The organism is Xanthomonas sp. NCPPB 3959 (assembly GCF_056675575.1).
Window position 1 is genome coordinate 549,115 of sequence record NZ_JBWWVR010000001.1, and the last position, 20,866, is coordinate 569,980.

Consider the following 20,866-nt stretch of genomic DNA (forward strand, 5'->3'; position numbering starts at 1 on the left):
ACTCGCTTCACCCCTTCACACTCCCCAGCAGAAGACCTTGGATGTAGTAACGCTGCAGCGCGACGAACAATAGCAGCACCGGAATCACCGTCACCACCGCGCCGGCCATCATCAGTTCCACGTCCATGATGTGCTCGCGCGACAGTGCCGCCAGCGCCACCGGCAAGGTGTATTGCTCCTGGTCGGTCAGCACGATCAGCGGCCACATGAAGTCGTTCCACGAGCCCATGAAGGTGAAGATGGTCAAGGTGACCAGCACCGGCTTGAGCATCGGCAGCACGATCTGGAAGAAGATGCGCATCTCGCTGGCGCCATCGATGCGCGCGGCTTCGATCAGCTCATCGGGAATGCTGCGCGCGTACTGGCGCACCAGGAAGATACCGAACACCGTCGCCAACGCCGGCACCACCACCCCGCCGATGTTGTTGACCAGATGCAGCTGCTTCATCAGCAGGAACAACGGCAGCATCGCCACCTGCGCCGGGATCACCAGCGCGGCCATCAGGATCTTGAAGATGCGCTCGCGGCCGACGAATTGCAGCTTGGCGAACGCATAGCCGGCCATGGTGTTGATCAGCAACGAGCCGAGCGTGATCAGCCCGGACACCATCAGGCTGTTGGCGAAGTTGCGCGCCATGCCGGTGCGCGCGAACAGCTCGTGGTAATTGGCCAGGGTGAACGCCGAAGGCAGCATCGGCGGCGGGAAGCGGCTGGCCTCGCCGGTGGGCATGAACGACACCGACAGCATCCACAGCAGCGGCGCCAGGCTGACCAGGGCCAACACCAGCAAACCGCCGTTGATCAGCACGGCATTCCAGCGCGATTGGCCGACATCACGACTCATATCAAATCTCTCTTGCGACCGAAGCGCAGCATCACGGTGGTCACCGCCAGGATGATCAGGAACAGCAGGAACGCCACCGCCGACGCGCGGCCGAGGTTCCACCACTTGAAGCCTTCCTCGAACATGAAATACAGCACGCTCACGGTGCTTTGCAGTGGGTCGCCGCGGGTCATCACGTAGGGCTCGGCAAACAGCTGGAAATAGCCGGAGATGGTGATCACCCCGACCACCATCAGCACCGGGCCGAGCATCGGCAGGGTGATGTGCAGGAACTGCTTCCAGCGCGAGGCGCCATCGATGCGCGCGGCCTCATACAGGTCTTGCGGAATCGCCTGCAGGCCGGCCAGGAAGATCACCATGTTGTAGCCGAAGTTCTTCCACACTGCGAACAGCATGATGGTCGGCATCGCCCAGCGCGGGTCGCCCAGCCAGTCGATCGGGGCGATGCCCAGATGGCTCAGACCGAAGTTCACCAGGCCGTACTTGATGTGGAACAGGTAGCGCCAGATCACCGCCACCGCCACCAGCGTGGTCACCACCGGGGCGAACAACGCGGTGCGGAACACCGCCTTGAAGCGCGAGGCCTTGGCGTTGAGCAGCAAGGCCGCGCCCAGCGACACGCCGATCGACATCGGCACGCCCAGCAGCACGAAGTACGTGGTGTTCCACAACGACTTCCAGAACAGCGGCGTCTGCAGCAGCTCGATGTAATTGCCCAGGCCGACGAAGCGCAGATGGCTGCTGTCGGCCAGCGCGTACAGGTCGAAGTCGGTGACGCTGAGCACCAGCGCGGCGAACACCGGCACGCCGAAGAACATGCCCAGCACCAGGATCGAGGGCGCGGCAAACACCCAGCCGGCGACCGAATTGCGCTTCATCATCGTGCTGCCTCCTTGTCCGCTGTTGCAGCTGGCGCGGCGGCCGGCGTCACGACGGGCGCTGCGACCGGGGCAGCGGCAGGTTGGGCCGAGTCACCCGCCGGGCCGACATGCCCGCCTTCCTGTTCGAAGATCCAGCGGCGCTTGGCCAGAATCTCGTCCACGCGTTTATCCAGTTCCTGCACGGCGGCCTCGTGCGATTGGCCGCCACGTACCACCCGCTCGGTCACCAGCCGCATTTCCTGCACGATGCGCTCCCACTCCAGCACCTTGGGCGTGGCCTTGACCCGCTCCAGCTGGTCGCCGAAGGCATGCGCCAGTTCGTCGTTGGCCAGCGAGGGCAACTTCCAGGTGCTGCGACGCGGCGGCAGGTCGCCGATGATGGCGTGGAAGCGCGCCTGCACCTGCGGCTGCGACAGGTATTCGATCAGCTTCCAGCTGGCGTCCTTGTGCTGGGACGACTTGAAGATCACCAGGCTGGAACCGCCGGCAATGCCGGCACCCAAACCGTTCGGACCCGGCAGCGGCGCGGTGCCCCACTTGCCTTCCATGCCCGGCGGCTGGCGCAACTTGAACTCGCGCACGTTCCACGGGCCGGACAGATAGAACGCGTAATAGCCGTTGAAGAATTCGTACCAGACATTGGAGACCTGGGTCTCGGAGACCTTCGGTGCCCAGCCTTTCTGATACATGTTGTCGTAGAAGCCCAGCGCCTTGCGGAAGCCTTCGCCACGGAAGTTGCCGTAGTTGTCGTGGTCGCGCAGCAGGCGATCGTCCTGTTGCAGGGCGAACGACAGCTGCTGCTCGAATTCGTTAAGCGGCATCAGGATGGCGTAGCGGTCCGGGCCAACCTTGCGCTTGATCGCCGCCATCACCTGTTCCATCCCGGCCCAGGTCTTGGGCATCTCGTTATAGCCGGCTTCGCGCAGCAGATCCTTGCGATAGAAAAGCAGCCGCGTGTCCACATACCACGGCACCCCATACAAGGTGCCGTCGACCAGATTGGTGTCCCACACGCCCGGGAAGTAATCCTGCGGGTCGACGATCCTGGAGCGCGCCACGTACGGCTGCATCGGTTCCAGCGTGTCGAGCAAGGCGAACTCCGGCAGCCAGGTGTTGCCGAGCTGGCACACGTCCGGCAAGCCATCCGCAGCGAAGGCGGTGAGCAGTTTTTCGTGCGCTGCCGTCATCGGGATGTTCTGCACATCCACGCGGATGTCCGGGTTCTGCTTCTCGAACTCGGTCACCAGCTCGGCGACCACTTCGGCCTCCTTGCCCATGGCCCAGAAGCGCACGGTGGTCTTGGCCGGGTCGGCGCGGTCGCATCCCGCCGCACCTGCACACAGGGCGGCGGCCAGTATCAACAATTTCAAAAGGCGCACGGATTACTCGGGTTTGGGGCGTTGCGTGGAGTTTTGCCGCTGCGACGGGTCCTGCTGGGCCTGGGCGGCGGCGGCGCGCGACTCGGCCATGCCCAGCGAGCGGGCAGCGGCTGCCTGCTCGTCCTTCTTGGGCAACGGCTGCGGCTCGCCTTCGGGGGTGAGCCAACCGCCGGTGAAGCCGGCGCGTTCCAGACCGGCGCGGATGTAGGGGTTCTTCTTCATCACCGTCCAGACGAATTCGTTCTGGTAGTTGGCGATCATTGCCAGGATCGGGCCCTGGTCGATGGCGATGTAGTCGCTGGCCACCCAGCCGCGGTCCGGCACCATGCGCCCGGTCTTGAGCGGGATGTCGTAATTGAAGCTGGGGTTGAACGAATCCAGAAAGCCGTAGCTGGAATACAGGAAGTCGCCGTAGCGCTTGTGCATTTCTTCGGCCGCCGGAATCACCACCTCCGGCGCGAATACGATCGAGGAGATCGCCGCCGACGGCACGATGGTGCCGTCGTCGAAGTTCTCGCGCAGGCCGGCGCCGCGCGAGGAGTAATGGCGGAACTGGCGCTGCTCGCCACGGTATTCCTGGCTGGTGTTCTGCGGGCCGTCGCCGGCGGTCAGGCCCCAGACGTTCTCGCCGTAGTCCTTCCACTTCATCGGGTTGTCGATGGCGTAGTCGCGCTGCGCCAGCGTGGCGCGGCGGCTGTTGAGGAAGTAGTCGATGCCGCGCTCGCGCATGTACTGGTCCTGGATATCGCGGAAATCGATCCAGACGTGGCTGTATTGGTGACCGAACAGCGGGCCGAAGGACAGGTATTCCTGACCCTGGTAGACGCCCCAGTCGTTGTTGTAGGTGCGGGTCCAACTGGTCCATGCCTCCGCATCGACACCGTGGGTGGGCGAGCCGAGCGCGAGGATGTACAGCATCATCGCTTCGTTGTAGCCCATCCAGTCGTGGTCGATGAAGCCGCTCTCGGGGAACCAGCCCATCGAGATCAGCGGTGCACGCTGCTGCAGCCAGCGCCAGTCCACACGCTTGTACAGCGTGTCGGCGATCTGGCGGATCTCTTTTTCGCGCGGGTCCTCGCCGTCGTAATACGACTGGGTGAACAACACGCCCATCATCAGCAGCGCGGTGTCCACGCTCGACAGCTCGACCCAGCTGTCGTACCGGTTGCCCTGCTGCATGTCCAGAAAGTGGTAGTAGAAGCCCTTGTAACCGGCCCTACCGGTCCGCTGCGGCCCCATTGGCGCATCGCGGAAGAATTTCAGTGTGGTCAAGGTGCGGTCGATCGCCTGATTGCGGCTGATCCACCCATTCTCGATCCCGATCGGATACGCGGTCAGCGCAAACCCGACCGACGCGATACTGGCGAACGGGCGCGACGGAAACCGATCCGGTGCCAGTCCGTTGAGTTCGTTGGTGGTGTCCCAGAAAAACTGGAAGGTGCGTCGCTCGATGTCCGAAAACAGCGGCGGCAACGGCGGTTTGACCGGTTTGGGTGGCAGCTGCGCTTCCACCAGAATGACTTTCACCGGTGCCTTCTTTTCGGCCACCTTAGGTTCCTCGGCCTGTTTGCATGACGCCAGCACCAGCGCGCCCAGCAATAGTGGAATCGTCAACCAATACGAAGTCCTGCCCCTGTTCATCCGCCCCCCACTCGTGTAATCGATTACATCTCGCACGCCAACCTACCCTATCCAGGCGCCGAGTTCGACCGCCCTGACACTGCCAGGGCGGTCGAGTACCTCACCAGTTCAGGCCGAAGGCCAGACGGAAGGTACGCATCGGCGACGCCAGCACACCGGTTGGTGTGCCGTAAGCCGTGTTCAAGTCTTCGAGTGTCCCGGTTTCGCCGTTGAAGTTGGCGTAGTTCACCCAATTGAACACGTTGAGGATATCCGCACGCACGTTGAATTTGACACCGCCGCCGGTATCCCATTCTTTATTGGCCGCGATGCTGAACTCCTTGTAGCCCAGCGTGCCGTCCGGCTTGAACTGGACGATATAGCACTGGTCGTTGCCGGCCACGCAGTTCTGGCCATAGCGCGCGGTCTGGCTGGCCAGTGACAGCTTGCCGGACAGCTTGATTTCGTAAGGCAGCTCGTAGATGCCGGTGACCACCAGACGATTCTTGGCGATACCGCCGGCCTCACGCCAGCCGTAGTCTTCGACGCGTTCGCGATCCAGTGCGTAATGCTCGCCGAACTGGCGATTTTCCTTGGCATCGGAGAAGGTGTAGGCCACGGTTAGGCCCCAGCCGGATTCCTCGTCATAGGGCTTTTCGACCTGCAAGGCGAGCTGGTTGTTGCGGGTTTCCACGCCATTGGTGCCCAGCACGATGGCGCTGTAGCCATCGGGACCATCGTTCGGCGAGCCGGAAGTGGTGCCCGGCTGGAAGAACGAGCCGTCCGGCAGACGGTTGCCGCGCACGAACGCGAAGCCGTCATGACTTTCGATGCGGCTCAAGGTCACATCGGTGTACCAGTCCTGGCCCCACAGCGGCACCATGTTGCGCATGCCGATGCTGTATTGGTCCGAGTACGGAGTCTTGATGTTGTTGTCGATCAGGTAGACCTCGCGACCGCCACCGCCGGTGCTGTTGGCCGTCAACGTGTTCAGGCCTTCCTGCGTGCTGTAGGCCGGATTCCATGCGGTGCACGGGTCGCCCAGGCAAGCCGGGTTGTTGGCGCTGGTGAAGTAGTAGCTATAGGAGTTGAACGAGTTGTTGAGCTGCTCCAAGGCCAGGTAATCGAAGATGTTGCGGTCGTACGCACGGCCGGCACCGCCGTAGATCACATGCGCCTGATCGCCGAATAGGTCATAGGAGGCACCCAGGCGCGGCTGCCAGGCGTTCTTGAACGCCTTGCGGTTGTTGCCGGTGCTGATGAAGTCGTTGATGTTGTAGTTGGCGTTTTGCAGGTTGGGCCAGTTCTGCAACGCACCGGCGACGTCGGAGGGCGTCACGAAGTCCAGAAACGCCGGGGATTCTTCGTAGTCGTAGCGCACGCCCAGGTTCAAGGTCCAGTGCTCGTTGACCTCCCAGTCGTCCTGCAGGTAGATGCCGTACTGCTTGTTCTTGGACACCACCGAGCCGCCGCCTTCGACCAGCGGCGCACCGAAGCGCACCCGGTACGGCGTTTCGACGTCGCTGAGGATGTTGTAGTAGTACTGCGGGTTGGCCGGGTTGAACTGGGTGGAATTCAGATCGATGCTCTTGAACTTCACGCCCATCTTGACGGTGTGCGCGCCGTGCCATTCCAGGCTGTTCAAGGTCAAATCGTCCTGGAACGTCCAGCCCTTCTGGCCCTTGCGCTGGAAGCTGCTGCCCGCGCCTGCGGCGAGCACGTCGGTCTCGTTACCACGGTTGGGCGTGTAGCTGAGCACGTAGCCGGTGCCGTTGTTGATCGGCGCCTGGTTCCAGAACGCGCTCTCGTAGCTGAGGTTGGCTTCGTTGAGGAAATTGGCACCGCTGTACTGCCAGCGCAGGTTGGCGCGCTTTTCTTCCTGGCCGTTGATGCTGCCGTGCTCGAAGGTCGAGGTGCCGCCGACGTCGTTGAGCTCGTCTTCCTTGCGGTACTTGCCGCTCAGTTCGAACAGGTTGTTCTCGCCGATGGTCCAGTCGATCTTGGCGAAGTACAGGTCTTCCTTGAACGGCGTGCTGTAGGTGGCCACCAGCGGCTGCAGCTGCGCCGGCAACTGGTCGACGCGGTCGGAATAGATCGAGCCGGGGATCACCACGTTCGGGGTGGTGTATTCCTTGGCTTCATAGGCGATGAAGAAATGCGCCTTGTCCTTGAGGATCGGGCCGCTGAAGGTCGCGCCGTACTGGGTCTCTTCGAAGTCGTCGCGCACGCCAGCGCGTTTTTCCAGCGGGCTTTCTTCGCGCCAGCCGTCGTTGCTGGTGTCCCAGAAGAAGCTGCCGTGGAAATCGTTGGTACCGGACTTGGACGAAGCCACGATGGCCGCGCCGCTGACCTGGTCGAACTCGGCCTTGTAGTTGGAGGTGATGACCTTGTACTCGCCGATCGCCGACTGCGGGAACGGGTTGCCGCGGCTGGAATCCTGGCCACTGACGCCGCCGGTCAGCACGTAGTTCTTCTGGCTCACGCCGTCGATGTAGACGTTGGTGCCTTCGGCCGAGGTAGCGCCCGAACGGACCTTGGTGGTGCCGTTGGCATCGCGGGTGAACTGCACGTTCGGCACGGTGTCGGCCAGTTCCAGGAAGTTGCGCGTGGCACGCGGCAGGTTCTGGATCTGCACGTTGGAGATATACGTGGCGTTCTCGGAGGTGCGGGTTTCCACCAGCACCGGCGGCGCCTTCACCTGCACCGCATCCAGCGTGGTGGCGTTACCACCGTCGGCCGTGGCAGGTTCGCCGCCGACGCCCAGGTTCAACGTGGCGGTCTGGCCGACCTGCACGGTGACGTTCTGCGAGGTGGTCTGGCCATTGGCGGTGACGTCCAGACGGTACGAACCCGGCGGCAGGCCGCCGAGCGAATAGCCGCCATTGCTGACCTGTACGCTGCGGGTCAGGCCGGTGGCCAGGTTGGTGGCGGTGACCTGTGCCTGGGTGGCAGGTGCGGAGTCGACGGTGACCTGGCCGCGGATGGTCGCGGCAGCACTCTGCGCAAAGGCCGGTGCGGCGCCCAGCAGCAGGCAACTGGCCAGGGCGCAGCTGAGCAGCTTGCGCGCCGGACTGGCGGAATAGGGGTTGTGGTGGCGCATTGGTCCCTCCAGGGATCGGTACAGAGTGTTGTTGTGGCGTTGCGGTCTTGCAGGAACGACCGCTGCGGGGGCAGCGGGAGCGGACAGAACGTCCGCGAAGAGGTCAGTGGCCAGACAAAGGTCAGGACCGAATGGATCAGCAGCGAATGGAGTCAGAGGCCGGGCTCGCCGGCACCGCAGGAGGCGCGGATCACCAGCTCTGGCGTCAGCAACTGGCGGATGCCGTCGTCGTCGCCGGTCTGGTCGACCAGCCGCATCAGCCGGGTCATTGCCTGCCCGCCCAGGTGGGCGATGCTGACCCGCATCGTGGTCAGTGCCGGATGGACGAAACGGGCCAGCGGAATATCGTCGAAGCCCGCCAGGGCAACATCGCCGGGCACCGAGACATCGGCCTGCGCAAACGCGTACAGGCAGCCCAGCGCGGTCATGTCGTTGGCGGCGAACACCGCATCCGGCAACGTGCCGTCGGCCAGCATCGCCAGCCCGGCGCGGTGACCGGAGGCCTCGTCGAAATCGCCCGGATATTCCAGACCCTGTGCTTGATCGCCATGCGCGGCGATCGCATCGCGGAACCCGCGCAGGCGTTCGCGCGCATCGAAATTGAGCGCCGGACCGCCGATGAAGGCGATGCGCCGATGGCCGGCGCGCAGCAGATGCTCGGTCATCGCCATGGCGCCGGCATGGTCGTCGATGCTCAGTACCGGATAATCGGCACCGGGCAGATGCGCATTGATCAACACCGTCGGCAGCGCCTGCGGCAGGTTATCGGTGAGAAAACCCGGCTGCTCGGCGTAGGGAGACAGCACCAGCAAGCCGTCGACACGTCCGCGCATGGACTGCAACGCCCTGCCCTGCGCTTCCGGGTCGCCGTGATAGCTGGACACCAGCAGGTGCTGGCCAGCGGCGCGCGCCGCACCGTCGATGCCGCGGATCAGTTCGGAAAAGAATTCGCCGTACAGATCCGGCAGCACCACGCCCAGGGTCTGTGTGCGTCGGCTGCTGAGGCTGCGCGCCGCCGCATGCGGGCTGTAGCGCAACCGCGCGGCCACTTCCTGCACCAACTGGCGCACCGGCCCGGCGACGTTATCGTGCCCATTGAGCGCACGCGACACCGTTGCGACGGAGACCTGTGCTTCCCGAGCGACATCTTTGATGGTGACCGCACCATTGGCCATTCGTGTCGCCCTCCGCGACCGAGTTCCCAAAACTGGCGCGGACTGTAAGCGTTTTCATATGAGGGCGTAAACCCCCATCTTCACATCAATGAAAACGCTTACAGATCAAATAGCTGCAAGTGATGAATAGGTGAAAGATTGTGCTGCGTCGCAACAATCCCGCACTGTCGTGTCCACCAGCGAAGCACAACGTGGATCACGGTTGGGGCAGTTTGTTCCGTCATGTCAGGGGACAGTCGACCCCGTAGGAGCGCACCTGGGCGCGACGGGCCTTACCGATAACCCCTGTCGCGCCCAGGTGCGCTCCTACGACGGCGGACCTGGTTACCCCGCCTCACCAGGCGCAAACGCCTCGATCGACAAGGCGTGGATATCGGTCTGCATCATCTCGCCGACTGCGGCGTACACCGCCCGGTGGCGGGCCAGCGGCGCCTTTCCAACGAACGCGGCACTGACCACGCGCACATTGAAATGCCCGCGCCCATCGCGCGCGCCGGCATGCCCGGCGTGGCGATGGCTGTCGTCCACCACCTCCAGCTCGCTCGGCGCCAGGGCCGACTGCAATGCGGCGCGGATCCGCTCGACCCGGCTCATGGCAGCACCCGCCGGAACGGGCGGACCTCGGTGCGCACATACACGCCCGCCGCTACATACGGATCCGCATCGGCCCAGACGCGCGCCTGTTCCAGCGACTCGAATTCGGCAATGACCACGCTGCCGCTGAAACCGGCCGGACCCGGATCCTCGGCATCGATGGCCGGGCATGGGCCCGCCACCAGCAAGCGGCCGGACGCCGCAAGCGCCTGCAAACGTGCCAGATGCGCCGGTCGCGCCTGCTGCCGCGCGGCCAGTGCGTCGGCCTGGTCATACCCTTCGATTACGTACCACACACGCCACCTCGCCAAAGACTTGAAGATCACTGCCGGAGATTCTAGCCGTGTCAGCGCTGGACACCGCCCCCGCGCACGCATTACCCTTGGCACCACTGCACACGCAACCGGACGCAGCGGCCCGTCGGCCCAGGCCCCACGCCTCACTCGACGACCGATTCGCTGCCTACCACCGGCCCCGTGTAGACGACCTCCTCGCTGTTCCGTCGCCGCATGCCACGTGGCGTCTGCTTTCATGTGGATTGGCGTACGTGGATTTGTGGGATCGTGCCGGCACAGGCACGACATTAGATTGCAATTACTCAAGGCAAAGCCCTGCAGGCGCGGCTCAGACCGCGGCCGGCGACCGTAACACCCGATGTCGACCTGATGAATTCCGAACTCGCGCACGACGCGAATCCGCCAGCCACAAGCGCGCCGCCACAGCAGCAGGAAATGCCGCTGGCGGTGGTGCATGGGCAACCGGTGCTGCAGATCCCGCAGGATCTGTATATTCCGCCGGACGCGCTGGAAGTCATCCTGGATGCCTTCGAAGGCCCGCTGGATCTGCTGCTGTATCTGATCCGCCGCCAGAATCTGGACATTCTGGATATCCCCGTCGCCGAGATCACCCGGCAGTACGTGGACTACATCAATGTGATGCAGGAGCTGCGCTTCGAACTGGCGGCCGAATATCTGGTGATGGCCGCGATTCTGGCCGAGATCAAATCGCGCATGCTGTTACCGCGCCCGCCCAGCCAGGAAGGCGAGGAAAACGATCCGCGTGCCGAGTTGGTACGCCGGTTGCAGGAATACGAACGCTTCAAGCAGGCCGCCGAGGATCTGGACACCCTGCCCCGCATGGGCCGCGACAGTGCGCCGGTACAGGCGCATCTGCCCGAGCGCGCAGCGGTCAAGCTGCCGCCGCCGGTGGAACTGAAAGAAATGCTGATGGCGCTGTACGACGTGCTCAAGCGCGCCGAACTGTTCACCGGCCACGCGATCAAGCGCGAGGCGCTGAGTGTGCGCCAGCGCATGGGCGACGTGCTGAGCCGTCTGGACGATGGCAAGTTCTACCGTTTCGAATCGCTGTTCACTGCCGAAGAAGGCAAGCTCGGCGTGCTGGTCACCTTCCTGGCGCTGCTCGAATTGGCCAAGGAGCAGTTGCTGGACATCGTGCAGGAAGCGCCGCTGGCGCCGATCTACGTGAAGTCGTTGGCGTTGGGCAATACCAATGCGCCGTTGCAATTCTCCAGCGAATTCGACGACAGCGATGCCGCCAACGAACCTATCTGAAGCCGATCACCGAATGGATCAAGCGTTGATCACCCGCATTATCGAAGCCGCCCTGTTGGCGAGCAGCCAGCCGTTGACGCTGGCGCAGCTGCAGGGCTTGTTTCCCGAAGAAGAGCCGGCGCCGCCCGGCAGCGTCGAGCGCGCGCTGGAACTGTTGCGCGAGGGCTGCGCCGACCGCGGCGTGGAACTGGTCGAGGTGGCCTCGGGCTTCCGCTTTCAGGTCAAGGCCGACGTGCATGGCTGGGTCGCCCGGCTGTGGACCGAGCGCCGCACCAAGTACACCCGCGCCACGCTGGAAACCCTGGCGCTGATCGCCTACCGCCAGCCGATCACCCGCGGCGAGATCGAGCAGGTGCGCGGCGTGGCGGTCAGCAGCAACATCATCCAGGCCCTGGAAGAACGCGAATGGATCCGCGTGGTGGGTCACCGCGACGTGCCCGGCAAGCCGGCCCTGTTCGGTACCACCAAGGGGTTTCTGGACTACTTCGGACTCAAGCGATTGGACGAGCTGCCGCCATTGTCTGAGTTGAAGGACATCGCCGAGCTGGAACCGCAGCTGCCGCTGGACCGCGATGGTCAGCTGGATGGCGCAGTGCCGGCATCGGTGGCGATGGATGCAGCGCTGGGTGAGACGCATGCCGATGCGGCAGACGCGGACTCTGATGGCGACACCACCGATGCCGAATTGGATGAAGAAACACACGACGCCGGCAATATAGACAACGTCGCCGATGCCGAAGACCCGATCGACGCAACACCGCAACACTCCGAGCAGGCCTCGGCGCAGGACCAGAACACGTTGGACCCAGACGACGCCCGTGAGGGCGCCCCCGACACCGCGCCGGGCACGCGCGCGGATGCAGTGAACGAAGACGAAGACAACGCCGTCGCGACGACGACCGTGGCTGTTGACGAAGCCGATTCCGACCCAGAGGCCGACCCGCAACGCGTCGGCCGGAGCCAGACACATGAGTGACACCCCCCGCAAGCTGTCGTTGAACAAACTCTCCCTCAAGCGCGACAGCGCGCCCGAAGCGCCCAAGCTGGAAGAGCGCCTGCACAAGGTGCTGGCCCAGGCCGGCCTGGGGTCGCGCCGCGCGCTGGAACAGCGCATTGCCGATGGCCTGATCAAGGTCAATGGCGCCGTCGCGCAGACCGGCATGTCGGTGCGCAGTGGCGACAAGATCGAGCTGGACGGCCGCAGTTTCGTCGCCAGCGCGCTGACCGAGCCCTCGCGCGTGCTGATCTACAACAAGCCCGAAGGCGAAGTGACCACGCGCGAAGATCCCGAAGGCCGCCCGACCGTATTCGAGTCGCTGCCGGCATTGAAAGGCTCGCGCTGGATCGCCATCGGCCGTCTGGACATCAACACCACCGGCCTGCTGCTGCTGACCACCGACGGTGAGCTGGCCAACGCGATGATGCATCCCTCCTACGAGGTCGAACGCGAATACGTGGTGCGCGTGCGCGCGCCGGAAGGCGAGGACAAGGTCTCCGACGCCATCATCGAGCGCCTGTCGCGCGGTGTGCTGCTGGAAGACGGCGGCGCCAAGTTCGACGAGATCGAACGCATCGGCGGTACCGACTCGCACGACTGGTTCCGCGTGGTGGTCAAGGAAGGCCGCAACCGCGAAGTGCGCCGTCTGTGGGAGTCGCAAGGCTGCCAGGTCAGCCGCCTCAAGCGCAGCCGCTACGGCAAGATCTCGCTGCCGCGCGAGTTGCTGCGTGGGCAGTCGGTCGAAGTGGCGCAGGAAAAGGTCGACGCCCTGCGCGCCGAACTCAAGCTGGAAGAAGGCGCACCATCGGCACTGACGCTGCAGCCGGTGATCGGCCAGCGCCGTGCGGCCAAGTCCACCGTGCATGTCTCGCGCGATGGTCGCAGCAATGCCTACGTCAACGGCCAGACCTCCGGTGCCGACGAAGGCCGCGAGCTGCGGCGTTTCGACAACCCGCGCGACGATCGCGGCGGCCGTGGTCGCGGCAAGCCCGGCGGTTTCAAGGGTGGTCTCACCGTCAGCGGCGAAGCGGCCGCGCGGCAGTCGCAGCAGCGCCCGTTCAAGCCGCGCGCGCCGGGCAAGGGCGATCGCGCGTTGCCGGACGGCAATCCGGCCGCGTTCCGCAGCTGGTATGTGCCCGATGGCGTGAGCACCGGCCCGAGCGGCCACCGCAATGCCGGCCCCAGCGGTCCCGGCACCGGTCAGGCACGTCCGTACGCCAAGAAGGGTCCGGGCGGTGCGCGTCCGGGTGCAGCCGGTCAGGGCCAGGGTCAAGGCCGTGGCGGTGCTGGCGGCGGCGGTGGACAAGGCCAGTCGCAGGGTCAAGGCCAAGGTCAGCGCAAGCATCCGTACGGTCACCCGGGCAACGCACCGAGCTTCCCGTCCGACCACGCCAACCCGGGCTTCAGCCCGTATGGCGCGGCACGTCCGGCAGCTGGTCGCCCGACCGGCGCACGTGCAGGCGGCCCCGGCGGCAACCGTGGACCGGGCGGTAATCGCGGTCCCGGTGGTCCGGGCGGCGCACCGCGTGGCCCAGGTGGCCCGGGTGGTCGTCCCCCGGGTGGTGGCAACCGTCGGCCACCAGGTGGCGGCAATCGCGGTCGCTAAGCTACAAGACGCGCAATAAAAAAAACGGCCCTGCGAAGGGCCGTTTTTCGTTTTCGCTTGGATCATGTCCGCTTGAATCACGCGATACATCGAAGTAAGCGCGAAAATATTAACTGTGGCTCGCACCAGCGAACCGGCACGCGAGGCAGCTTTAGCGCGGCCAACAAGATGATCTGCGGCTTGGCTACAGGGTCCTTGCCCGCCCACCATCGCGGGACACGCCGCAAGTACGTCCGTGTAAGCTCTTACGCGGCATCCATGCCGCGTAAGGTCCCGCGATGGTGGGCGGGCAAGGACCGGTCGAGATGGTCGGTATGCGTAGTTACGAGCAGTGCGTGTTGCACGGCCGTCCGATGTGCTTGTTCAGTGCCGTCTTCAGCGCGATCTGCTGCGCCTTACTTGCGACGCTCGATCACGAAGTTGCCTACATTGACGCCCAGATCCACGCCCTCGCCCGTTCCGGCCAGAGCCAGCGAAATGTCGCCCTTGGTGACGACCTGTGCGGTGCTGGATTTGACGATGCCTGCATGCGCTTCGGCAGCCGCGTAGGTGCCGAGCAGATCATTGAGGCTGTAGGCGCCGCTGAAGGTGCCGCGGCCGCCGGTGATCTTGGACTTGCCGACCGTCAGACCACCGCCCTTGCTGGAGATCTTGACCGGAATCACTGCACCGTTGTCGCAGGTGATGGTGCCGGTGCCGCTGGCGGTCTTGTAGAACACCGACCAGCCTTCCAGATTGAACGACAGTTTGCAGTCGATGTTGCCTGCAGCCTGGGCCTGCGGTGCGAGTGCGGCAGCGCCCAGCAGCGCGAAAAGGGAAAGCGACTTGATCATGTGGGCATTCCGGTTGATGAACGTGGCGCCGAGCCTAGCAGCGCCGGCGTGGCAGTCGCGACAACCTCCGGGCATCGCACAGGCGACCGTTCAGCGAATGATTGCCGCTGCCGCCAGGCGTGCTGGTGGTGCAGAAAGCGCCTTGCGCATGGGATGATCGCGGCATGTTGCGTACCGCTCACCTCACCCTGTTGACCACCCTGCTATTGCCGTCTGTGGCCATTGCCGGCGAGGCCATTCCGACCCAGCGCTACACCGTGGTGAAGACCTATCCGCACGACACCGCCGCGTTCACCGAGGGCCTGTTCTATCTGGACGGATACCTTTACGAAAGCACCGGTGAACTTGGTCGTTCCAGCGTGCGCAAGGTCGCGCTGGAAACGGGGCGCGTCCTGCAGCAGGCCACGACACCGCCGCCCTACTTCGGCGAAGGCATCGTGGCCTGGCGCGACAAGTTGATCCAGCTGACCTGGCGCAATCAGCAGGGCTTCGTCTACGACCTGGCCACGCTCACGCCGCGCACGCGTTTTGCTTACTCCGGCGAGGGCTGGGCGCTGACCAGCGACGCCAGCAGCCTGTACATGAGCGATGGCAGTTCCACCATCCGCCGCCTCGATCCGGAGACGCTGCAACAGGTGGGCAGCATCAAGGTCACCGCCAGCGGCAGGCCACTGGACAACCTCAACGAGCTGGAATGGGTGAAAGGCGAGTTGTTGGCAAATGTCTGGTTGACCACGCGCATCGCACGCATCGACCCGGCCAGCGGCAAAGTGGTCGGCTGGATCGATCTGAAGGCACTGGTACCGGATGCCGAGACACTGACGGATCCGGGCAACGATGTGCTCAACGGCATCGCCTATGACGCCAAGCACGATCGCCTGTTCGTGACCGGCAAGCATTGGCCGAAGCTTTACGAAATTCGGCTGGCTGAGTAGCCGGGATTGGGGATTGGATATTCGGGATTCGGGATTCGGGATTGGCGTAAGCGACATTGGCGCAGGCAGCATGCTCGCTGTTGCGAATCCCTAATCCCCAATCCCACCGCCGACTCCGGCCTACTCCGTCAACGAAAACGTATCCGCATCCAGCATCGCCGGGAAGCGCGCGCGATGCTCGGCCAGCGCCGACGCACTGATGGTGGTGGTGACCACCTGCGGCCGCTCGCGGATTTCCACCTGCGGCTGCCCCAAAAAGTCGATCACCGCGCTGTCGCCGGCGTAGTGCAGCTGATTGCCATCGACGCCGACGCGGTTGACCGCCGCCACAAAGCACAGGTTCTCGATCGCACGTGCGCGCAGCAGCGTCTTCCACGCGTAGGCGCGCGCAGACGGCCAGTTGGCCACGAACAACTGCAGATCGAAATCCAGCTGCCCCGGCCGCTCGACATCGTACCGATTGCGACAGAACACCGGAAAACGCAGGTCGTAGCAGACCTGCGGATTGATCCGCCAGCCCTTCCATTCCACCGTCAGGCGATCGCGCCCGGCCGCATAGCGCAGATGCTCGTTGCCGAAGCGAAACAGATGGCGTTTGTCGTAGTACTGCAGCGCGCCATCCGGAGTAGCCCATAGCAGGCGGTTGAACACGCCCTGCTCGGTGCGTACCTGCATGCTGCCGGTGATGGCGGCCCCCAGCGTTGCTGCCTGTGCACGGATCCACGCCACCGTGGGGCCGTCCATGCCTTCCGCCTTGAAGATGGCATCGTTGGAGAATCCACTAGTGAAGGTCTCCGGCAGGATCACCAGATCAGTCTGCCCGGCCAACGGCTCCAGCAACGCGCCGTAGTAATCGCGATTGCCGGCCGGGTCGTGCCAGCGGGTGTCGCCCTGGACAAGCGAGATGCGGAGGTCGTGCATAAGAGGCTCGGGATTGGGGATTGGGGATTGGGGATTCGCACAGCGGGTTTCGGGCGGCCTCAGGTCATCGGGCTGTTAGCGGATTCAAGCCGACAAACGACCAACTGCCGTTGCGAATCCCAAATCCCGACTCCCGAATCCCAGCCCCTCAGAGCTTCTGCAAGCGCTCGATCGCCGCATCCAGCGTCGCATCGTTCTTGGCAAAGCACAGCCGTGCCAGACGCTGACCAGCGGGCGCGGTTTCATAGAACGGCGAGAGCGGAATCGCCGCCACGCCCTTCTCCACCGTCAGCCACTTCACGAACTCGGTGTCGGGCAGATCGCTGATCGCCGAATAATCCACCAGCTGGAAATAGCCGCCGGGCACCGGCAATGGTTTCAGACGTGTGGTCAGCAGCTGCTCGCGGAAACGGTCGCGCTTGGCTTGGTAGAACGCGCCCAGTTGCTCGTCGTGTTCGGGTTCGTCGCGGATCATTGCGGCAAACGCGTGCTGGGCCGGGCCGAAGCTGGTGAAGGTGTTGTACTGGTGCACCTTGCGGAATTCGGCGCTCAGTGCGGGCGGTGCGATGGCGTAGCCGATCTTCCAGCCGGTGCAGTGATAGGTCTTGCCGAAGCTGGAAATCACGAATGCGCGCTCGCGCAACTCCGGCCAGCGCAACACCGACTCGTGACGGCGGCCGTCGAACACGATGTGTTCGTAGACCTCGTCCGAGAGCAGGAATATCTCGGTGCCGCGCAGCAGTTCGGTCAGCGTCTGCATGTCGTCGGCAGACAGCATCGCGCCGGACGGATTGTGCGGCGAGTTGATCATCAGCAAGCGCGTCTTCGGCGTGATCGCCGCGCGCAAGGCATCCCAATCGACCGCGAAGGTCTGCGGGTGCAGCGCCACGTGCACCGCGCGCGCGCCGGCCAGATCGATCGCCGGCTCGTAGCAGTCGTAGGCCGGGTCCAGCACGATGACCTCCTCGCCTGCGCGCACGACCGCGTGGATGGCGTTGAAGATCGCCTCGGTGGCGCCGCTGGTAACGGTGATCTCGCTGTCGGCATCGACCTGCGCGCCGTAGCAACGCTGCGCCTTGCCGGCAATGGCCTGGCGCAAGGCCGCCACGCCGGTCATCGGCGGGTACTGGTTGTGGCCGGCGCGCATGGCGCGCTCGAGCTCTTCGACCAGCCGCGACGGCACCGCGAAATCGGGAAAACCCTGGCCCAGATTCACCGCGCCGTGCTCGGCCGCCAGCTGCGACATGACGGTGAAGATGGTGGTGCCCACCTTGGGCAGCTTGGTCGTGAGGGGCATCGTGCCGGTCCGGACAAGAAACGGGGGGACCGCGAGTGTACGCAAAGCCGCCAGGCGGTTGCGCCCGGCCGGTGCAAAACAGCGTTCCCGGACACATCAGGCCGCCCCACTCGCCCCCTGCACCGGGCCATCGTCGCTACAATGCGCGCCCAGTCTGGAGCGTGCCATGCCCAGGCCCTTCCCCATGCCGTCCCGCGACGGGAGCCCGCTGCGCCGATGATCGAACCGCTGCACACTGCGCCACCGCTGCTGGCCGCGCGCGCGCTGGCCTTCAGCCGCAACGAGGAGCCGGTGTTCGGCCCGCTGGATTTCCATGTCGATGCCGGCGAAGCCTTGCTGGTGCAGGGCGACAATGGCGCCGGCAAGACCACGCTGTTGCGGGTGCTGGCCGGCTTGCTGCATGTGGAGCGTGGGCAGATCCTGATCGACGGCAAGACCGCGCGGCGCGGCGACCGCAGCCGCTTCATGGCTTATCTGGGCCACCTGCCGGGCCTGAAGGCCGACCTCAGCACGCTGGAGAACCTGCACTTTTTGTGTGGTTTGCATGGCCGCCGCGCCAAGCAGATGCCCGGCAGTGCGCTGGCCATCGTCGGCCTGGCCGGTTACGAAGATGCGCTGGTGCGGCAATTGTCGGCCGGCCAACGCAAGCGCCTGGCATTGGCGCGGTTGTGGCTGTCGCCGGCCCCGCTGTGGCTGCTGGACGAGCCCTACGCCAACCTGGATCTGGACGGCATCACCCTGGTCAACCGGATGATCTCCGCGCATCTGCGCGGTGGTGGCGCGGCGCTGGTCACCACTCACGGCGCCTATGCGGCGCCGCCGGTGCGCACGCGCATGCTCACGCTGGCGGCGGCGGCATGAGCCTGCATTCGCCACAACCCTCGCTGTGGCAGGCCGCGCGCGCGCTGCTCAGCCGCGATCTGCAATTGCTGTGGCGCCGTCGCAGCGACGCGCTGCAGCCTGCCCTGTTCGCACTGTTGATCGTGGTGTTGTTCGCGCTGGGCCTGGGCGGGCGCCCGGACCTGCTGGCGCAGGCCGCACCAGCGGTGCTGTGGTTGTCGGTACTGCTGGCCGGCTTACTGTCGCTGGATGCGTTGTTCCGCAGCGATGTGGAAGACGGCTCGATGGAGCAATGGCTGCTGGCGCCGGTGCCGTTGGCGTGGCTGATCGCGGTACGCGTGCTGCTGCACTGGGCCACCAGCGCGTTGCCGCTGATTGCGGTGACACCGCTGCTGGGCGAATTGCTGCACCTGCCACATGACCAACTCCCCGTGTTGCTGGCATCGTTGGCGCTGGGAACACCGCTTTTAAGTCTGCTCGGCGCCGTGGTTGCGGCGCTGACTGTGACGATGAAACGCTCTGGTATTCTCGTGGCGTTGTTGGCGTTGCCGTTGTATGTGCCGGTGCTGGTGTTTGGTGCCGGCAGTGTTGCGGCAAGTGGACAAGGACAGGATGCGGTGGGTGCGTTGTTGTTGTTGGGCGCCGGCTTGGTGATCGGTGTGGTCCTGGCACCGCTGGCTGCGGCTGCCGCGATACGTATTTCGCTGAGCTGAGTGTGTGATCGATGCGGTGGTGATGAGGCGCACAGCGCCGAGCGCCATTGCAGTTGCAAGCGCTATTTCAGTTGCAAGCGCCCCTGCTGTTTCGAGAGCTAATGCCATTCCAAGGGCTACTGCCATCGTATGAACGTCGTCGTCCACTGGTTCCACCAACTCGCCTCCCCCCCGATCTTCGACCGTTTCACTGCGCGCTGGGCGCCGTGGTGCTATGCGCTGGCCGCGGTGCTGCTGGGCGTGGGCATCTGGCAGGCCTTGTTCGCGGTGCCGGCCGATTACCAGCAGGGCGACAGCTTCCGCATTCTCTACATCCATGTGCCCAGCGCGTGGATGAGCCTGTTCGTGTTCGGCTTGATGGCCTTGTATGCGGCGATCGCGCTGATCTGGCGCATCAAGATCTGCGAAATCCTGGCGATGGCCTGCGCGCCGATCGGCGCTGCGTTCACCGTGATCACGCTGCTCACCGGCAGCATCTGGGGCAAGCCGATGTGGGGCGCCTGGTGGGATTGGGACCCGCGCCTGACCACCGAACTGATTCTGCTGTTTCTGTATCTGGGCGTGATCGGCCTGTATCACGCCATCGACGATCGACGTCAGGCGGCGCGCGCGGCCGCGTTGCTGGCGATCGTCGGCGTGGCGCTGCTGCCGGTGATCCGCTATTCGGTGGTGTGGTGGAACTCGCTGCATCAAGGCCAGAGCATTCGCCTGCTCGGCCCCTCGACCATCGATGCGAGCATGCTGCTGCCGCTGTGGCTGATGGTGATCGGCACCAAGTTCTGGTTCGCTGGTTCGCTGCTGACGCGTGCGCGCGCCGACAACCTGCGCCGCGAGGTCGGCAAGGCCTGGATCGTGCGCGATGCCCCGGAGGGCGCGGCATGAGCTACCTGCCCTACGTCATCGCCGCCTACGCGGTGTTCGCGCTGGTACTGCTGTGGGACCTGATCGCCGGCCGCTGGCAGGTGCGCCGCGCCTTGAAGATTGCGCAGGCGCGGCGTCTGCGCGAGCGCAAGCGCGCGGCGGTGCCCACCGATGCGGAGCTGATCCGGTGAACCCGCAACGCCGCCGCCGGATGTGGCTGGTGATCGCGCTGGTGCTGGCCGGCGGGCTGGCGACCACGCTGGTGGCGATGGCGCTGCAGCGCAACGTGGCCTATCTGTACACGCCGTCGGAAGTGCTGCGCGGCGACGCCGGAGAGCACGCGCGTTTCCGGCTCGGCGGCATGGTGGAAAAAGGCTCGTTCAAACGCGCGTCCGGCTCATTGGAAGCGCAGTTCCGCGTCACCGATGGTGATGCGCAGTTACAGGTGCGCTACGACCGCATCCTGCCGGACCTGTTCCGCGAGGGGCAGGCGGTGGTGGCCACCGGTCGCATGCAGCAAGGCGTATTCGTGGCCGAAGACATCCTGGCCAAGCACGACGAGACCTATATGCCGAAGGAAGTCGCCGACAAAATGGGCAGTGCGCATCGCAAGCACGATGTGCCGGCGGCGGCGGACCAGGCTGGAGGGCTGCGTTGATGGAATCCGTCAGGACGTTCGCTTTCCTGCAGGGCGATAGC

General features: G+C 64.7%; 20 protein-coding genes. 9 read left to right on the forward strand and 11 right to left on the reverse strand.

Annotation, left to right across the window (positions count from 1 at the left end; genetic code table 11):
• Nucleotides 1-7: 7 nt before the first annotated feature.
• The 8 genes from AC1KVG_RS02130 to AC1KVG_RS02165 form a co-directional block, all read right to left on the reverse strand.
• Nucleotides 8-844 carry a carbohydrate ABC transporter permease gene (locus tag AC1KVG_RS02130; RefSeq protein ID WP_115040133.1) on the reverse strand — a complete coding sequence of 279 codons (837 nt, stop codon included), beginning with the start codon at nt 842-844 and terminating at the stop codon, nt 8-10.
• The gene (locus AC1KVG_RS02135; protein ID WP_006451816.1) at nt 841-1,725 is read right to left on the reverse strand and encodes a carbohydrate ABC transporter permease; all 885 of its coding nucleotides are present in this window, start codon (nt 1,723-1,725) and stop codon (nt 841-843) included. Before AC1KVG_RS02135 ends, AC1KVG_RS02130 begins: the two co-directional genes overlap by 4 nt.
• Nucleotides 1,722-3,104: a sugar ABC transporter substrate-binding protein gene (locus AC1KVG_RS02140; protein ID WP_481093344.1), complete on the reverse strand. Its 1,383-nt coding sequence runs from the start codon at nt 3,102-3,104 to the stop codon at nt 1,722-1,724. Before AC1KVG_RS02140 ends, AC1KVG_RS02135 begins: the two co-directional genes overlap by 4 nt.
• Before the next feature lie 3 nt (nt 3,105-3,107).
• Complete coding sequence (locus tag AC1KVG_RS02145; RefSeq protein ID WP_043889243.1) at nt 3,108-4,745, reverse strand: glucoamylase family protein; 1,638 nt, start codon at nt 4,743-4,745, stop codon at nt 3,108-3,110.
• A 100-nt stretch (nt 4,746-4,845) separates the two neighbouring features.
• A complete protein-coding gene (locus AC1KVG_RS02150; RefSeq protein WP_481093345.1) occupies nt 4,846-7,824 on the reverse strand; it encodes a TonB-dependent receptor in 2,979 nt (992 codons plus the stop codon).
• 152 nt (nt 7,825-7,976) lie between these two features.
• On the reverse strand, nt 7,977-8,999 hold the full coding sequence (locus AC1KVG_RS02155) for a LacI family DNA-binding transcriptional regulator (RefSeq protein WP_006451820.1): 1,023 nt from the start codon (nt 8,997-8,999) through the stop codon (nt 7,977-7,979).
• A 324-nt stretch (nt 9,000-9,323) separates the two neighbouring features.
• Nucleotides 9,324-9,593, reverse strand: a complete 270-nt coding sequence (locus AC1KVG_RS02160; protein WP_104550822.1) for a BolA family protein — start codon at nt 9,591-9,593, stop codon at nt 9,324-9,326.
• Complete coding sequence (locus AC1KVG_RS02165) at nt 9,590-9,889, reverse strand: YciI family protein (protein ID WP_115040137.1); 300 nt, start codon at nt 9,887-9,889, stop codon at nt 9,590-9,592. The genes AC1KVG_RS02160 and AC1KVG_RS02165 overlap by 4 nt, the downstream gene beginning before the upstream one ends.
• Before the next feature lie 369 nt (nt 9,890-10,258).
• On the opposite strand from AC1KVG_RS02165, the gene AC1KVG_RS02170 reads away from it, so the two are divergent.
• From AC1KVG_RS02170 to AC1KVG_RS02180, 3 genes are read left to right on the forward strand one after another with little or no spacing between them, the layout of a single operon-like run.
• The gene (locus AC1KVG_RS02170; protein WP_023904160.1) at nt 10,259-11,164 is read left to right on the forward strand and encodes a segregation and condensation protein A; all 906 of its coding nucleotides are present in this window, start codon (nt 10,259-10,261) and stop codon (nt 11,162-11,164) included.
• Between the two features lie 13 nt (nt 11,165-11,177).
• Nucleotides 11,178-12,140, forward strand: a complete 963-nt coding sequence (scpB, locus tag AC1KVG_RS02175; RefSeq protein WP_481093346.1) for an SMC-Scp complex subunit ScpB — start codon at nt 11,178-11,180, stop codon at nt 12,138-12,140.
• A complete protein-coding gene (locus AC1KVG_RS02180; RefSeq protein ID WP_481093347.1) occupies nt 12,133-13,767 on the forward strand; it encodes a pseudouridine synthase in 1,635 nt (544 codons plus the stop codon). Before scpB ends, AC1KVG_RS02180 begins: the two co-directional genes overlap by 8 nt.
• A gap of 395 nt (nt 13,768-14,162) precedes the next feature.
• Here the strand turns inward: AC1KVG_RS02180 and AC1KVG_RS02185 are convergent, their stop codons facing one another.
• Nucleotides 14,163-14,600 carry a hypothetical protein gene (locus tag AC1KVG_RS02185; RefSeq protein WP_006452110.1) on the reverse strand — a complete coding sequence of 146 codons (438 nt, stop codon included), beginning with the start codon at nt 14,598-14,600 and terminating at the stop codon, nt 14,163-14,165.
• A 164-nt stretch (nt 14,601-14,764) separates the two neighbouring features.
• On the opposite strand from AC1KVG_RS02185, the gene AC1KVG_RS02190 reads away from it, so the two are divergent.
• Complete coding sequence (locus tag AC1KVG_RS02190) at nt 14,765-15,535, forward strand: glutaminyl-peptide cyclotransferase (protein ID WP_481093348.1); 771 nt, start codon at nt 14,765-14,767, stop codon at nt 15,533-15,535.
• Between the two features lie 120 nt (nt 15,536-15,655).
• On the opposite strand, the gene AC1KVG_RS02195 is transcribed toward AC1KVG_RS02190, so the two are convergent.
• Both AC1KVG_RS02195 and AC1KVG_RS02200 read right to left on the reverse strand, forming a co-directional pair.
• A complete protein-coding gene (locus tag AC1KVG_RS02195; RefSeq protein WP_481093349.1) occupies nt 15,656-16,456 on the reverse strand; it encodes an amidohydrolase in 801 nt (266 codons plus the stop codon).
• 148 nt (nt 16,457-16,604) lie between these two features.
• Nucleotides 16,605-17,753, reverse strand: coding sequence for a pyridoxal phosphate-dependent aminotransferase (locus tag AC1KVG_RS02200; RefSeq protein WP_481093350.1), 1,149 nt, complete (start codon nt 17,751-17,753; stop codon nt 16,605-16,607).
• A 216-nt stretch (nt 17,754-17,969) separates the two neighbouring features.
• Here AC1KVG_RS02200 and ccmA point away from each other — a divergent pair, with 216 nt between their 5' ends.
• The 5 genes from ccmA (at nt 17,970) to ccmE (ending at nt 20,825) form a co-directional block, all read left to right on the forward strand.
• Nucleotides 17,970-18,614: a heme ABC exporter ATP-binding protein CcmA gene (gene ccmA / locus AC1KVG_RS02205; RefSeq protein WP_481093351.1), complete on the forward strand. Its 645-nt coding sequence runs from the start codon at nt 17,970-17,972 to the stop codon at nt 18,612-18,614.
• Nucleotides 18,611-19,306 carry a heme exporter protein CcmB gene (gene ccmB, locus AC1KVG_RS02210; RefSeq protein WP_006452115.1) on the forward strand — a complete coding sequence of 232 codons (696 nt, stop codon included), beginning with the start codon at nt 18,611-18,613 and terminating at the stop codon, nt 19,304-19,306. Before ccmA ends, ccmB begins: the two co-directional genes overlap by 4 nt.
• Nucleotides 19,307-19,435: 129 nt before the next feature.
• Complete coding sequence (gene ccmC, locus AC1KVG_RS02215; protein ID WP_481093352.1) at nt 19,436-20,188, forward strand: heme ABC transporter permease CcmC; 753 nt, start codon at nt 19,436-19,438, stop codon at nt 20,186-20,188.
• Nucleotides 20,185-20,358, forward strand: a complete 174-nt coding sequence (locus AC1KVG_RS02220) for a heme exporter protein CcmD (RefSeq protein ID WP_481093353.1) — start codon at nt 20,185-20,187, stop codon at nt 20,356-20,358. The genes ccmC and AC1KVG_RS02220 overlap by 4 nt, the downstream gene beginning before the upstream one ends.
• Nucleotides 20,355-20,825, forward strand: a complete 471-nt coding sequence (gene ccmE / locus AC1KVG_RS02225; RefSeq protein ID WP_115040143.1) for a cytochrome c maturation protein CcmE — start codon at nt 20,355-20,357, stop codon at nt 20,823-20,825. Before AC1KVG_RS02220 ends, ccmE begins: the two co-directional genes overlap by 4 nt.
• Nucleotides 20,826-20,866 lie beyond the last annotated feature (41 nt).